Below are 13,521 nucleotides of genomic sequence, written 5' to 3' on the forward strand. Positions count from 1 at the left end.
CTTTTGTTTATAAGACACAGCTCCCCCTGCCTGTGGGGGGGGGGGGGGCGTTTGGGATTTCCGGGGGTGACTCGGGGGGCCGCGGCGCCGCCGATATGCGGCGCCGCGGCTGCCGGGTCGTCCCCCGTCCCCGTATCCCCCGATTTCCCCCGTGTTCCCCCGGTCGGTGCTGGGCCTGATCATGACAGCCGATATCGTCGTCTCGCACTGCCGGAATCCGGCAATCTTTGTACGTTTTTGATGCCGGGCACCGACACCTGCTCATATGCGTTGAGTAGGTGTCAGTGACGCATCAAAACTGGAGGCATGGGCGTGCCGGAGCCGGAGATTCCTGACGTGTATCTGGGGGATTACGCCCGCATCCTGGAGGAGGTCGCGGAGACCGGCCGCCGGCTGACCCGTGACGAGCTGGACGCCCGCCGCGCCCTGGGCCGCCAGGCGGCCGAGGCGGGATTCCAGCTGCGCGCCCTGGTCGGTCTCCATCTGGCGGCGACCCGCACCGCCTGGCCGCGCGCCACAGCCGCGCACCCCGCGTCCGCCGACTGCGTGCTGGCCGCGGTCGAACAGGCCGTCGATGCGACCGCCGAGGGGTTCGAGCGCGCCCAGCGGCTCACCGTGCGGCGGGAAGAGGCGGCGCGCCGCGAGTTCATCGACGATCTGCTGTACGGGCGCAGCGATTTGGGACGGCTCGCCGAGCGGGCCACCCGCTTCGGGCTGCGGCTGTCGCGCGCCCACGCGGTCGCGGTGGCGACGGGCCCGGCGGCGTACACCGAGACGGATGCGGTGCCCCGCATGGTGGAGGCGGCGCTGCTCGCCCGCTTCGACGGCCGGAAGATCCTTCTCACGACCAAGGACGGGCGCCTGGTCTGCATTGCCCCGAGCGCCCAGCCGGACGTCCTGCGCTATTTCGCCAAGCAGGCGCATGCGGCGACGGAGGGCGGCACGGTCGCGGTCGGCCGCCCGCACCGGGGCCCGGGCGGCGTCGTCCAGTCGTACGACGAGGCGCTCGACGCGCTCGACCTGGCGGACCGGATGGACCTGGAGGATCCGGTGCTGTACGCCGCCGACCTGCTCGTCTATCCGGTGCTGACCCGGGACCGGCAGGCGATGGCCGATCTGGTGCGCAGTGAGCTCGGTCCGCTCCAGGAGGCGCGAGGGGGCGCGGAGCCCTTGCTGAAGACGCTCGCCACCTACTTCGACGCGGGCTGTGTCGCCGCGGAGACGGCCCGCCGGCTGGCGTTGAGCGTGCGGGCGCTCACCTACCGGCTGGAGCGCATCCATCAGCTGACCGGCTCCGACCCGTCCGATCCGATGCACCGCTACACGCTGCAGACCGCGGTGATCGGTGCCCGGCTCCTGGACTGGCCCGCCAAGGAACTCTGACGGCCCAGCCGGGACCGGGCGGCTCCTCAGGGTTGTTCCTGCCGTCCCTGGCGGGTGCACGACGACAGCTGCTGCGCCTCGCCGCGTTCGGAGCGCCCGGATACGCCCCACTCGAGGACGCGTCTCCGCCTTGCGACGCATCGCATCCGGCGCCGCGCCCTGATCCAGCAGGATTGCGGGACAGCCCCCGGCCCCGGCAACCCTCCCGCATGCGGGGATGCGGACCTGCCTTTAGCGTGGGTGCGGGGGATTTCGGGGGTGCGCACCGAGGGAGACCCGGACCATGGCTCGTCACTCACGTCATGCGCGGGAGCCTGTCGAGGGGGAGCCCTCCGTGAGTGGCACGAGAGAGACCGCCACCTCCCCGCCGTCCCGCCCCGCATTCGACCATGAGCGCGGCCCGTCGCGCCGGTGGTGGGTGCTGGCGGTGATCGGTCTGGCCCAGCTGATGGTGGTGCTGGACGCCACCATCGTGAACATCGCCCTGCCCTCCGCCCAGCAGGACCTCGGCTTCTCCGACGGCAACCGCCAGTGGATCGTGACCGCGTACGCCCTGGCCTTCGGCTCACTGCTGCTGCTCGGCGGCCGGACGGCCGACCTGGTGGGCCGCAAGATCGCCTTCCTGACGGGTCTGGTCGGCTTCGCGGTCGCGTCGGCGATCGGCGGCGCCGCCCCGAGTTTCGAGGTCCTGGTCTTCGCCCGGGCACTCCAGGGCATGTTCGGCGCGCTCCTCGCCCCGGCCGCACTCTCCCTCCTCACCACGACGTTCACCGCCCCGAACGAGCGCGCCAAGGCGTTCGGGATCTACGGCGCGATCGCGGGGACGGGCGGCGCGGTGGGGCTGCTGCTCGGCGGGGTCCTCACCGAGTACCTGAACTGGCGCTGGTGCCTGTACGTGAATCTGCTGTTCGCCCTGGTCGCCTTCCTCGGCGGCATCCGGCTGCTCACCGCCGGCGCCCCTGCCGACCGCCGCAAGCTCGACGTCCCGGGCACCGTCCTGGTCTCGGCGGGGCTCTTCTGCATCGTCTACGGCTTCTCCAACGCCGAGTCGCACCCCTGGGGTTCACCGGAGACCTGGGGCTTCCTGCTGGCGGGCGGTGTGCTCCTGGCGGCGTTCGCCTGGTGGCTGACGCGGGCCGCGCATCCACTGCTGCCGCTGCGGGTGGTGCTGAACAGGAACCGTGGGGCGTCGTACCTGGCGATGTTCATCGCCGGCGGCGGCATGTTCGGCGTCTTCCTGTTCCTCACGTACTACCTGCAGAGGACTCTGCACTACTCACCGGTGACCGCCGGTCTCGCTTACATCCCGATGGTCTGCTTGATGATCGTGACGTCGATGACGACGACCAATGTGCTGGTGCCGCGCTTCGGCGCGAAACCGATCGTGCCGCTCGGCATGGGCATCGCCGCGTCCGCCCTGGTGTGGATGACCAGCCTGGACCTGACGAGCAGATACCTCACCCATGTGCTGCCCGCCCTGCTCGTCCTCGGCCTGGGCCTCGGCGCGATCTTCGCCACGGTGATGAACCTGGCCACGTACGGGGTGGCCGCCCTCGATGCGGGTGTGGCCTCGGCGATGGTCAGCACCAGCCAGCAGGTGGGCGGTTCGATCGGCACGGCGCTGCTGAACACCCTCGCCACCAGCGCCGCCATGAACTATCTGTCCGACCGCATGGTGACCCCCGCCAATGTCGCCCGGGCCCAACTGCACAGCTACTCCACCGCGTACTGGTGGTCGGCGGGCTTCTTCCTCATCGGGCTGGTGGTGACGGCGGTCCTGTACCCCAGGGGCGCACCCCGGACCCAGGTGGTGGAGGAGTCGGCGCCGGTCCGCGCCTGACGACCGGGCCTGCTCCCCCGGACCTTGCCCGCGCCATCCCGACGTCCCGCCGCCGCATGTCGTCCGGTGACACTCCGCCGACGGTCACAACACCTCTCCCTCCCGTGCTCGTCGACACGGGCGCGCGAGCACGGCAGTCGGACCGGTCTGTGACTCGCGTCGTGGTGGCGTCATGCCCGCAGTTGAGGGGAACGGATACGTCTCTGACGTCGGCTTGACGCAAGACCCCGCCTCCATGACGCGATGCATACGCGGCAAGGAGGCGGGGTCCTGGGGGCGGCCGGGGATTCGCTCGGGGGAGTCGCGAGCCCTCGGCCTGGCCGGGTGCGGTCCGATGGTCAGTCGGACCGCGGTGTGTTCCCGGCGGTTCGGGGGGCCGTCCGGCCGGCCCGGAGAGGGCGTCCGAAGCTGGTGGGGAGGGGTAGTGGTGCCCCTCCCGACACACGCCCTAGAGGTCGAACTCGTGCGGCGGAAGATCGAGCGCGAAGCACGCCTCCCGGACGACGGCCTGCTCCGACTTGTCGAAGTCGCCGTCGGCGCCGCCGATGACGATGCCGATCTGGATGACGGCACGCGCCTCGGCCGGCTTCTTCTTCGCCTTGCCGATCTCCTGGAGCACGCTGACCTTGCCGAAAGCGAAGTCGGCGGTGAGCTTGTTCACGTACTCGTTGAAGCGCCGCTGCAGGTCGTCCGCCGGGAAGTTCTGCAGCACCTCGTTGGAAGCGATGAGCGAGGCGACGCGCTGGCGCTCGGACGGGTCGACGGAACCGTCGGCGGCGGCGACCAGGGCGCACATGGCCATGCTCGCGTCGCGGAACGCACCGCTCTTCAGGTCGTTCTTCTTCGCCTCGAGCTGCGACTGCATCGTCGTCGCGGATTCCTTGATCCGATCCCACAGTGCCATGACGTCTCCATACGTTGCGTTGCGTTGCCGGAACGAGATCCAACTCTACAGGCGTGTAGAAGTCAGCAGGATGGTCGCCCGCTGTGTCCGGGAACCGGCCTTCAGTACGATGCTGCGACGCCGTGGCCGACGCGGCATCGCACGAAGGGCAGTCACCACGATGGACACGGCCGGGGCCAGCCACCACCCGCACAACGAACTGCCCGACGACAACGTGCCCCCGGAGGGCCCCGCCTCCGACGGCCGGCGCCCCCGCAAGCGCGGACAGGGCGAGCTGGAGGCCCAGATCCTGGCCGTTCTGCGCTCGGCGAACGGCCCCGCGACGGCGGGCTGGGTGCAGGAACACCTCGACGGCGACCTCGCGTACACCACCGTCATCACGATCCTGTCCCGTCTGTACGCGAAGAAGTGCGTGACCCGTGCCCGCCAGGGCCGCTCCTACACCTGGACGTCCGCCTCCGACGAGGCCGGTCTCGCCGCGCTGCGGATGCGTCGGGTCCTCGACGGCGAACGGGACCGCGAGGCCGTACTCGCCCGGTTCGTCTCGGCGCTGTCCCCGGGCGACGAGGAACGCCTGCGGGCGCTGCTGGCGCAGACGACGGAGAAGGACGAGGACTGACCGATGGGCGTCTTTGTCTATCTGCCCCTCGTACTGCCTCTGACCGCGCTGCCGATCGCGCGCCTCGCCGAACAGCGTCTGCATCCACGCAGCGCCACCCGCCTGCTCGCGGCCGTCGGCACGACGCTCGCCCTGTGCAGCACGGTGTGTCTGGCGCTGCTGATGGTGGTGGGCACGGCCCAACTGCCGGGCAATCCGCTGCCGGACGGCTGGTCGGACCCGGAGGTACGGGCGGCGGTGCCGTACGAGGAACGGGCGGGCGTCGTCGCCATCGGGGTGCTGGTCGCGGTCTTCGCGGCATGCGGGGCGACGGTCCACCGCCATGTACGCCAACGCATCCGGGCGAACCGGGCCCTGCAGTCCCTCCCGTCGCAGCCGTCCCCGGTCGCCGTGCTTCCGGACCCGGAGCCGTACGCGTACGCACTGCCCGGCGCCCCCGGCCGGGTGGTCGTGTCGACGGCGATGATGGAGTGCCTGACCGCGCGTGAGCGGCGGGCGCTCGTCGCCCACGAGCAGGCCCATCTGACCTCCCGCCACCACCGCTACCTCCTGGCCACCCAACTTGCCGCCCGGGCCAACCCGTTCCTGCTGCCGCTGCGTACGGCGGTGGCGTACAGCACGGAACGGTGGGCGGACGAGGAGGCGGCGCAGTCGATCGGCGACCGGCGGGCGGTGGCGGGTGCGGTCGGCAAGGCGGCGCTCTTCGCGCACCGTTCGCCGACCGCCGCGCCCGCGTTCGCCGCGTTCGCGGCGGTGGGCCCGATCCCGCGCCGGGTCGCAGCGCTCCTGGAGCCGGTCCCGCCGACCCGGCTGTGGCCCCCCTCGTCCGCGCATGTCGCCTTCGCGGGACTGGTGGCCACTGTCGGAACCACGGTGTCCGCGCTGTCGTCGCTGAACGCGACGGTGACGCTGGTGCGGATCCTGCACGAGGCGACCCCGCTCTGAGAGCGGTTCGGAGGAGCTCTCAGTCGGCGGCCGAGGCGTGTTCGACGACAGGCATCTTCTCGCGGGCGACAGGCACACTGCCCCCGGAGGCGCCGCCCCCGCCCTCGCCCCCGCCGTCCCGCCACGTCTGGATCCTGGCCACGACGGGCTGCGTCCAACGGGCGGTGAGCGGACCGATGATGACGAGAATCAGGACGTACGCGGTGGCGATGGGCCCGATACGGGGCTCGGTCGCCACGGCCAGACCGGCGATGACGATGGAGAACTCGCCGCGTGCGACCAGCGTCCCACCCGCCCGCCACCGTCCACGTGAGCCGATCCCGGCGCGTCGGGCGGCGTACCACCCGGTGCCGATCTTGGTGAAGACGGTGACGACGGCCAGCAGCAGCGCGGGCAGCAGCACGGGCGGAATGTCGGACGGATCGGTGGAGAGACCGAAGAAGACGAAGAAGACGGCGGCGAACAGATCGCGCAACGGCGTCAGCAGCTTACGGGCCCCCTCCGCGACCTCCCCCGAGAGGGCGATCCCGACGAGAAACGCGCCCACCGCCGCGGACACCTGCAACTGCTGTGCCACACCGGCCACCAGGACGGTCAGCCCGAGCACGACGAGGAGCAGCATCTCCGGATTGTCGGAGGACACGGCCCGGCTGATGAGCCGGCCGTGCCGCAGCGCCACGTACAGAACCAGGCCGACGGTACCGAGGGCGACCAGCAGGGCGAGGCTGCCCCCGGCCAGGCCGGCACCGGCGACCATCGCGGTGAGCAGCGGCAGGTAGACGGCCATCGACAGGTCCTCGATGACGAGAACCCCGAGAATGACAGGGGTTTCCCGGTTCCCGAGCCGCCCCAGATCGGTGAGCACCTTCGCGATGACCCCCGACGAGGAGATCCAGGTGACCCCGGCCAGCGCGACGGCCCCCACGGGCCCCCATCCGAGCAGCAGCGCGGCCACCGCTCCGGGCGTCGCATTGAGTACGAAGTCGACTGCCCCCGACGGGTATTGCGTCTTCAGGCTGGTCACCAGCTCGGACGCGCTGTACTCCAGTCCCAGCAGGAGCAGCAGCAGAATGACGCCGATCTCGGCGCCGACGGCGGTGAACTCCTCACTGGCGCCGAGGGGCAGCAGCCCCCCGTCCCCGAACGCCAGGCCGGCCAGCAGGTAGAGCGGAATCGGCGAAAGCCCTATTCGTCCGGCGAACCGTCCGATGATCCCGAGCCCCAATATGACGGAGCCGAGCTCCACCAGCAGTGCGGTCGTGTCGTGCACGGTCAGCCCTCCACAATGATCTCGGAGAGCGCGTCGACGCCCTCACGCGTACCGACGACGACCAGCGTGTCCCCGATGGCCAGCCGGAAGTCCGGCCCGGGCGACGGATGCGCGCTGTGCGTCCGCAGCACGGCCACGATCGACGCCCCGGTCCGCGTCCGGGCCCGGGTGTCCCCGAGCAGCCGGCCCCCGTACGGGGAGCGCGACCCGAGCGGTATGTGCTCGGTGACGAGATCGATGCCCTCGGTCCGTACGGCGTCGATGGGCGCGGAGTCGATGAGGTGGGCAAGTCCGGTCGCCTCCTGTGGAGTCAGAGCCACGGAGAGCTGACATGAATCGGGATCGTCGTGCTCGTAGAACCCGATGAACCGGCGTCCGTCGTGGTGGACGACGACGGATATGTGCTGTCCCGACTCGGTGATGTAGTCGTACTGCACACCGACTCCGGGCAGCGTGGTCCGGTGGGTTCCCATGGCTTCCTCCCGAGGCGTGCGACGGCATGACGACGCACTTGGTGATCTCTTTAACCTCCCATTACCTTAACCGGAGGCTTCCGCCGTCTGGCGTTCGCGCGCACGGAGACCCTGCTCACTGCGGATGTCGCGTGATCGATGCGCGGCCGCCGGGGCGCGGCCGAGGTCCGGACGCAGCCGTGCCCGGCGGTCCGCTGCTCACCGCCGGGCACGTGGGGGTCGGGAACGGCGTCAGTCGGTGATCTCGATCCTGCCGTTGTCCGCTGCCGCTGCCGATGTCGTGGCCGGTGCCTGCGCCGGGATCTCCGCCGCGGTGTCCGAAGGCGACCCGCCCTTCAGGTTCTTCAGCAGTGCCGCCAGGTCGACGCCCGTCGTGGCGGTGAGGAGTTCCATGCCCTGCGCGACGTTGTCCGCGACCGTGCGGGACAGCTGGCTCGCGCCGTCCGTCGAGATGACCGTCATCTTGTCGACGGCGCTGAGCGGTTCGGCGGCCTTGGCGACGACGTGCGGGAGCACCTCGACCAGCATCTGGAGCACCGCCGCGTCGCCGTACTGGGCGAACGCGTCCGCCTTCTTCTGCATGGCCTCGGCCTCGGCCGCGCCCTTCGCGGCGATGGCGGCGGCCTCCGCCTCGCCCTCGATGCGGACGGCGTCGGCGAGTGCCGAGCGGTGGAGCTTCTCGCCCTGACCGGTGAGACGGGAGCGCTCCGCGTCCGCCTCGGCTTCCTTGACCTGGGCGATGCGGCGGGCCTCGGCCTCCTGCTCGGCCCGGTAGCGGGCGGCGTCGGCGGGCTTGCGGACCTTGGTGTCGAGTTCGCGGTCGGTCAGGGCCGCCTGGCGCTGGGCGACCTTCTCCTGCTCCTCCAGGACTTCCTGCTGACGGGCGGCCTCGGCGAGCGGGCCGGCGGCGTTGGCCTTGGCCGCCGCCGCTTCCGTCTCGGCCTTGATCTCGGCCTGCTTGAGGTAGAACGTCCGCTCGGCGATGGCGATTTCCTCGGCGGCCTTCAGGCGGGCCTGCTCGGACGCGCGCTTGGCGATCGCCTCGGCGATGTCCGCCTCCTGCTTGGCGCGGGCGGCTTCGGGGCGGCCGAGGTCTTCGAGGTAGGAGCCCTCGGTGGTGATGTCCTGGATCTGGAAGGCGTCCAGGATCAGGCCCTGGCCGGAGAGGCTGGCCTCGGCCTCCTCCGCGACCTGGCCGGCGAACGCGGCGCGGTCGCGGATGATGTCCTCGACCGACATCCGGCCGACGATGGCGCGCAGGGCACCCGAGAGCACCTCCTGGGTGAAGCCGACGATGCCGTCCTGCTGCTGCAGGAACCGCTGGGCGGCGGCCCGGATCGCGTCCTCGTTGCCCCCGACCTTGACGATCGCGACGCCTTCGAGGTGGGACTTCACACCGCGCAGGGTGACGGCCCCACGCACGGCGACCGGGATGTGCCGGCTGGAGAGGTCCAGGGTGAACTTCTGCTGCACGAACGGGACGACGAAGACGCCGCCGCCGACGACGACCTTCTGCCCGCTGTTGTCGATGCTGGTGCGTCCGGTCACCGGATCGGTCGACTTCTTGCCGCGCCGTCCCGTGATGATGAAGGCCTCGCTGGGCCCGGCGACCTTGTAGCGGGTGATCACCACGAGGCTGAGGAGTACGAGGAGTACGACGACTCCGACGACGGCGGTCACAACTGGGCTCATAAGAGGTCCCCCCTGCCTCCCGATCGGGGACGGCAGCTTGGTTCAGTAGGTGGTCAACGCTCGACGGGGCGGACCGCGACCGAGGTGGTCGAGAGGGCGGCCTCCACCCAGATCTCGGTGCCGCGTTCGACCGGCACCGGGCTCTTCGCCGCGAGTTTCACGGGCTGGCCCGCGAGCCGCAGCAGGACCTCGCCGTACCCGTCGGCCGGGATGGCCGTGACGACGGACCCGGACGTGCCGACGAGATCGTCGCCCCGTGGTGTTGCGGCGGTCTGGTCGCGCATCAGGGCGCGGCTGAACTTCCAGGTCAGCCATGCCGCGACCAGTCCGGCGAACAGTCCGGCCGCGGTCGCGGCGACCGTACCGGCACCCGTGGTGCCGAGCACGATCGCGCCGCCGAAACCGAGCATCGAGAGGAATCCGGCAATGACGGGGAGGGACAGGAGGCCGTCGAAGAGTCCGTCGAGTACGCCCCCGAAGAGCCCTTCGAGGATTCCGTCGAAGATCAGGGAGAGGGCGAGGAGCACGACCCCCGCAATGCCCAGACCGAGAAACAAGGTCATGTGATCCCCTTTCCCGATCTTGGAAATCCCCCGGATATGTCCGTCGAGCTGGCTGGATGATGCCATACATGCTCGGGCCGTGACATTGCCGGGGTCCGGCAATCTTTTACTCGTTCTTGATGCTGGAGATGTGATCGGCGAGCGTGTCCAGCGACTGGAAGGTGGCCCCGAGGACCGCGACGTGCTTCCACCGCAGCACGCCGTCCGGCCCGATCAGGAACACGGCTCGGCGCACCCCGATCCCGGGCGCCGTGATCCCGAATGCCCGGGCGATCTCCCGCCCGGTGTCCGCGAGCAGCGGCATCCGCAGTCCGTAGGTGCGGGCGAACGACTCGTGACTGTCCACACCCTGTGGACTGATTCCCCAGACCTCCGCGTCGAGACCGGTGAAGGTCTCCATGCCGGAGGAGTAGGAGCAGAGCTGCTTGGTGCAGACAGTCGTGTTGTCGCCGGGGTAGAAGGCGAGGACGACGGTACGGCCCCGGGCGTCCGAGAGCGTGTAGTCGCGGCGCTCGAACGTGTCTCCGGCGAGCGTTCCGCCCGGCAGTGTGAAGTCCTGGACGAGCTGGCCGACTTGTGGTGACGATCCCATGGCGGTCCCCTTGTGTGCGACGGATGTGCGGCGTTCGGCGATGTTCCGGTACAGCATGCTCGGTACGGTGGTGGCTTCCGCGAGCAGGAGGTGGGTATGGCGGATCGGCGACCACCTGTGGCGGCTGCGGTACTCCTCCTGCACGGCGGTCGGGAGACGGGTACGGGGCCGCCCCCGCCCGGGCCGTTGAACCTCCCGGCCCTGCGCATGCGGCCGTTCGCGCGGGCCGTGATCCGGGCGACCCGGGACGAGTCCGTCGATGTGGCGGTACGGTGCGTGCGGTACGGACACCTCGGGTGGAACGGGTCCCGGGAGGACGCCCTGCACGATGCCGTACGGGCGCTGGACGGCGTGCGGCGCGAGTTCGGCGAGGTGCCGGTCGTGCTCGTCGGGCACTCGATGGGCGCCCGAGCCGCCCTTCGCGCGGCCGGGCATCCCCTGGTGCGAGGAGTGGTCGGCCTCGCGCCGTGGTGTCCGCCCGGTGATCCGGTCACCCAACTCGCCGACCGGGACATCGTGTTGCTGCACAGCACCCGCGACCGCGTGACGAGTCCCCAGGCCTCCCAGGCCCTCGCCACCCGCGCCCGCCGGGCCGGCGCCCGCTCCTGTCTGGTGACGATCCGCGCCAGCGACCATGCGATGCTCCGCCGGGCATCGGCGTGGCACACGATGACGGCCGGCCTGGTGAGGGGACTGCTGGGACTGTCCGCGCTCCCGGCGCCGGTCGACGCCGCCCTCCACCTCCCGCTGGGCGCACCGGCGTCGGACGGCACGCTGGACTACGACGGGCTGCTCGGCAGGGGGGACGCCACGGCCGGGCGCCGGTCGTGACGTACTGCGCGGACCTCACCCCGTAGACGTACGGCCGCGGACCCGGGCCGGGTGCACCGGTCGACACGCAACGGGTGCACCGGACCCGTGGCTTCCACGTCTGCCCCGGTGCGCCGCCGCACTTGTGGAACGCGCGGCCGGCGAACGGGATCGCGCAGCGTGTCCACGCGGCAGTGCGGAGATTCAGCCGGTGGGCCCCACCGGGGCGTAGTGGCCCAGGAACATGTCGACGCCGCTGGTGATCAGGCGGTCCGTGCCCCGGTCGTCGATGGCCGTGCCGTACGAGCTGAAGACCAGGTGCGGGAAGACCAGCAGCGCGTACAGCTGGATGATCGCCGTCTCCAGGTCCGGGATGGTCAGGCGGCCCCGGTCGGCGAGGGCGCGCAGGGCATCGGCCACAGCGGGGTGGTGGCCCTCGGGGCCGTGGCCCTGCCAGGCGTCCGCCAGCTTCGGGAAGCGGTGCAGTTCGGCGGTGACGAGGTTGCGCAGGGCGATGACGTCGGCGTTGTCCCGGACGGCGGCCACCCAGGTGCGGGCCGCCTCGACGAAGGCGGCGCGCAGGTCGTCGGCGTCGGCGAGTCCGGCCAGTGCGGCGGCCGAAGGGCCGCCCAGGGGCTCGTCCAGTGCGCCCGCGACGACGGCCGTGAACAGGGCTTCCTTGCTGCCGAAGTGGTTGTAGACGGTCACCTTCGACACGCCCGCCTCGGCGGCGATGGCGTCCATCCCGACGCCGAACCCCTCCCGCAGGAACGCCTCACGGGCGGCCCCGACGATGGCCCTCCGCTTGGCCTCGGCCCGCGGTCCGCCGGGGGGCTGCTTCGCGTTCCCCCGGCGGCTGCTCTCCATGGTCATGGGGCAAGGCTAACAGTCAGCTGAACTGAACAGTTGAGTTCATGTGAACTGATCCGTACAGTTCAGTTCATGAGTCCGCATGAGACGCACCTACAGCATCCGGCCGAGCATGGGACCGGGCATCCGCCCGCCCACCCGCGTCGCTGGGCGACGCTCGCCCTCGTCTGCGTCGCGCAGTTCATGCTCGTCCTCGACGTCACCGTCGTGAACGTCGCACTGCCCGACATGGCCGCCGACCTGCACCTCGACCGGACCGCCCTGACCTGGGTCGTCACCGCCTACACCCTCTGCTTCGGCGGGCTGATGCTGCTCGGCGGCCGGCTCGCCGACGCCCTCGGCGCGCGCCGCACCCTCCTTGCGGGGCTGGCCCTCTTCACCGTCGCCTCGCTGGGCACCGGGCTCGCCGACGGCGCCCCGGTGCTGATCGGGGGCCGGATCGCCCAAGGAGCGGGGGCGGCGCTGCTGTCGCCCGCCGCCCTGTCCCTCGTCACCACCTCGTTCCACGGCGCGGAGCGCAACAAGGCGCTCGGGGTATGGGCGGCGATCGGCGGGACCGGGTCGGCGATCGGGGTGCTGCTCGGTGGTGCGCTGACCGGCGGTCCCGGGTGGCAGTGGGTCTTCTACATCAATGTGCCCGTCGGGATCGCCCTGCTCGCCGCCGTACCCGCACTCGTCCCGGCGCGCGACCCCCAACCCTCCGCCCGGCTCGATCTGCCCGGCGCGCTCCTGGTCACGGCCGGGACCGGAGCGCTCATCTACGGACTGGTCGAGGCAGGGGACGCCGGGTGGGGATCGGCCGCCGTTCTCGTGCCGGTCGCGGGGGCCGTGCTCCTGTACGCGGCGTTCGCGGGAGTCGAACGGGCGGCGAAGCAGCCGCTGATGGACCTGCGGATGTTCACCCGGCGGCCGGTGCTCGCGGGCGCGTTCCTGATGCTGGTCGCGACGGCGCTGCTGATCGCCTTCTTCTTCCTCGGGTCGGTCCATCTGCAGCATGCGCGAGGGTTCACCCCGATGCGGACCGGGCTGGTGTTCCTGCCGGTCGCCGTCGCGGTCGGGCTCGGCGCGCACCTGGGGTCGCGGCTGGTCGGGACGGTGGGAAGCCGCGGGACGGCGGTCGCCGGGATGGTGATCGCCGCCGCCGGTTCCGCACCGCTGACCCGGCTGGGAGCGGACAGCAGTGTGTACGGAGTGCTGCTGCCCGGTCTCTGCGTCGCCGCGTTCGGGCTCGGCGCGGTCTTCGTCACCGCGACCACGACGGCGCTGGGCATGGTCGCGCACCACGAAGCGGGGCTCGCGTCCGGGGTGGTCAACACGTTCCACGAGGTGGGCGGCGCGATCGGGGTGGCAGTCGTCTCCACGGTCGCGGCAGCCGGGATCGAAAGGGGTGCGGTGGACGGGTTCGCCGACGCCTTCACGGTCTGCGCGGCGGCGGCCGGTGCCGGTGCGGTCGTCGCGGTGGGACTGGTGCCGCGGGGGAAGCCGGAGACGGCGGGCAGGCCGCACGTGCACTGAAGCCGCTGTGCGGATGCGGGGCGGGGCGCGGCGGACGACGATGAA

General features: G+C 71.2%; 13 protein-coding genes. 6 read left to right on the plus strand and 7 right to left on the minus strand.

Annotated elements, in window-relative coordinates; all coding sequences use genetic code 11:
• The first annotated feature begins 312 nt into the window (after positions 1–312).
• Both ACFU6I_RS12565 and ACFU6I_RS12570 read left to right on the plus strand, forming a co-directional pair.
• Complete coding sequence (locus ACFU6I_RS12565; protein WP_384364535.1) at positions 313–1,383, plus strand: PucR family transcriptional regulator; 1,071 nt, start codon at positions 313–315, stop codon at positions 1,381–1,383.
• 334 nt (positions 1,384–1,717) lie between these two features.
• Positions 1,718–3,223: an MFS transporter gene (locus ACFU6I_RS12570; protein WP_384364443.1), complete on the plus strand. Its 1,506-nt coding sequence runs from the start codon at positions 1,718–1,720 to the stop codon at positions 3,221–3,223.
• Between the two features lie 448 nt (positions 3,224–3,671).
• On the opposite strand, the gene ACFU6I_RS12575 is transcribed toward ACFU6I_RS12570, so the two are convergent.
• A complete protein-coding gene (locus ACFU6I_RS12575) occupies positions 3,672–4,127 on the minus strand; it encodes a TerB family tellurite resistance protein (RefSeq protein WP_345517288.1) in 456 nt (151 codons plus the stop codon).
• A gap of 160 nt (positions 4,128–4,287) precedes the next feature.
• On the opposite strand from ACFU6I_RS12575, the gene ACFU6I_RS12580 reads away from it, so the two are divergent.
• Positions 4,288–4,746: a BlaI/MecI/CopY family transcriptional regulator gene (locus tag ACFU6I_RS12580; protein WP_384364446.1), complete on the plus strand. Its 459-nt coding sequence runs from the start codon at positions 4,288–4,290 to the stop codon at positions 4,744–4,746.
• 3 nt (positions 4,747–4,749) lie between these two features.
• Positions 4,750–5,691, plus strand: a complete 942-nt coding sequence (locus ACFU6I_RS12585) for a M48 family metalloprotease (RefSeq protein ID WP_384364449.1) — start codon at positions 4,750–4,752, stop codon at positions 5,689–5,691.
• 19 nt (positions 5,692–5,710) lie between these two features.
• Here the strand turns inward: ACFU6I_RS12585 and ACFU6I_RS12590 are convergent, their stop codons facing one another.
• From ACFU6I_RS12590 to ACFU6I_RS12610, 5 genes are all read right to left on the minus strand, one after another.
• Positions 5,711–6,961 carry a cation:proton antiporter gene (locus ACFU6I_RS12590; RefSeq protein WP_384364452.1) on the minus strand — a complete coding sequence of 417 codons (1,251 nt, stop codon included), beginning with the start codon at positions 6,959–6,961 and terminating at the stop codon, positions 5,711–5,713.
• 2 nt (positions 6,962–6,963) lie between these two features.
• The gene (locus ACFU6I_RS12595) at positions 6,964–7,434 is read right to left on the minus strand and encodes a cation:proton antiporter regulatory subunit (protein WP_384364455.1); all 471 of its coding nucleotides are present in this window, start codon (positions 7,432–7,434) and stop codon (positions 6,964–6,966) included.
• 231 nt (positions 7,435–7,665) lie between these two features.
• On the minus strand, positions 7,666–9,126 hold the full coding sequence (locus ACFU6I_RS12600) for a flotillin family protein (protein ID WP_384364458.1): 1,461 nt from the start codon (positions 9,124–9,126) through the stop codon (positions 7,666–7,668).
• Between the two features lie 53 nt (positions 9,127–9,179).
• Positions 9,180–9,689 (minus strand): hypothetical protein, encoded by a 510-nt coding sequence (locus ACFU6I_RS12605; protein ID WP_345517294.1) that lies wholly within the window; start codon positions 9,687–9,689, stop codon positions 9,180–9,182.
• 106 nt (positions 9,690–9,795) lie between these two features.
• The gene (locus ACFU6I_RS12610) at positions 9,796–10,281 is read right to left on the minus strand and encodes a peroxiredoxin (RefSeq protein WP_384364538.1); all 486 of its coding nucleotides are present in this window, start codon (positions 10,279–10,281) and stop codon (positions 9,796–9,798) included.
• Between the two features lie 96 nt (positions 10,282–10,377).
• Between ACFU6I_RS12610 and ACFU6I_RS12615 the strand changes: the two genes are divergently transcribed.
• Positions 10,378–11,112, plus strand: coding sequence for an alpha/beta fold hydrolase (locus ACFU6I_RS12615; RefSeq protein ID WP_384364461.1), 735 nt, complete (start codon positions 10,378–10,380; stop codon positions 11,110–11,112).
• Positions 11,113–11,295: 183 nt separating this feature from the next.
• Here ACFU6I_RS12615 and ACFU6I_RS12620 read toward each other — a convergent pair whose 3' ends face one another.
• Positions 11,296–11,964 (minus strand): TetR/AcrR family transcriptional regulator, encoded by a 669-nt coding sequence (locus ACFU6I_RS12620; protein ID WP_384364464.1) that lies wholly within the window; start codon positions 11,962–11,964, stop codon positions 11,296–11,298.
• A gap of 69 nt (positions 11,965–12,033) precedes the next feature.
• Between ACFU6I_RS12620 and ACFU6I_RS12625 the strand changes: the two genes are divergently transcribed.
• Positions 12,034–13,476 carry a DHA2 family efflux MFS transporter permease subunit gene (locus tag ACFU6I_RS12625; protein ID WP_384364467.1) on the plus strand — a complete coding sequence of 481 codons (1,443 nt, stop codon included), beginning with the start codon at positions 12,034–12,036 and terminating at the stop codon, positions 13,474–13,476.
• The last annotated feature ends 45 nt before the right edge of the window (positions 13,477–13,521 follow it).

The sequence above is a fragment of the Streptomyces sp. NPDC057486 genome (genome assembly GCF_042802415.1).
In the GTDB taxonomy this organism is placed as follows: Bacteria; Actinomycetota; Actinomycetes; order Streptomycetales; family Streptomycetaceae; genus Streptomyces; species Streptomyces yanii.

Bases quoted from the DNA above. Each gene is read 5' to 3' on its own strand.
- ACFU6I_RS12575 (WP_345517288.1), bottom strand. From the start codon at position 4,127: ATGGCACTGTGGGATCGGATCAAGGAATCCGCGACGACGATGCAGTCG.
- ACFU6I_RS12580 (WP_384364446.1), top strand. From the start codon at position 4,288: ATGGACACGGCCGGGGCCAGCCACCACCCGCACAACGAACTGCCCGAC.
- ACFU6I_RS12585 (WP_384364449.1), top strand. From the start codon at position 4,750: ATGGGCGTCTTTGTCTATCTGCCCCTCGTACTGCCTCTGACCGCGCTG.
- ACFU6I_RS12595 (WP_384364455.1), bottom strand. From the start codon at position 7,434: ATGGGAACCCACCGGACCACGCTGCCCGGAGTCGGTGTGCAGTACGAC.
- ACFU6I_RS12600 (WP_384364458.1), bottom strand. From the start codon at position 9,126: ATGAGCCCAGTTGTGACCGCCGTCGTCGGAGTCGTCGTACTCCTCGTA.
- ACFU6I_RS12605 (WP_345517294.1), bottom strand. From the start codon at position 9,689: ATGACCTTGTTTCTCGGTCTGGGCATTGCGGGGGTCGTGCTCCTCGCC.
- ACFU6I_RS12610 (WP_384364538.1), bottom strand. From the start codon at position 10,281: ATGGGATCGTCACCACAAGTCGGCCAGCTCGTCCAGGACTTCACACTG.
- ACFU6I_RS12615 (WP_384364461.1), top strand. From the start codon at position 10,378: ATGGCGGATCGGCGACCACCTGTGGCGGCTGCGGTACTCCTCCTGCAC.
- ACFU6I_RS12620 (WP_384364464.1), bottom strand. From the start codon at position 11,964: ATGACCATGGAGAGCAGCCGCCGGGGGAACGCGAAGCAGCCCCCCGGC.
- ACFU6I_RS12625 (WP_384364467.1), top strand. From the start codon at position 12,034: ATGAGTCCGCATGAGACGCACCTACAGCATCCGGCCGAGCATGGGACC.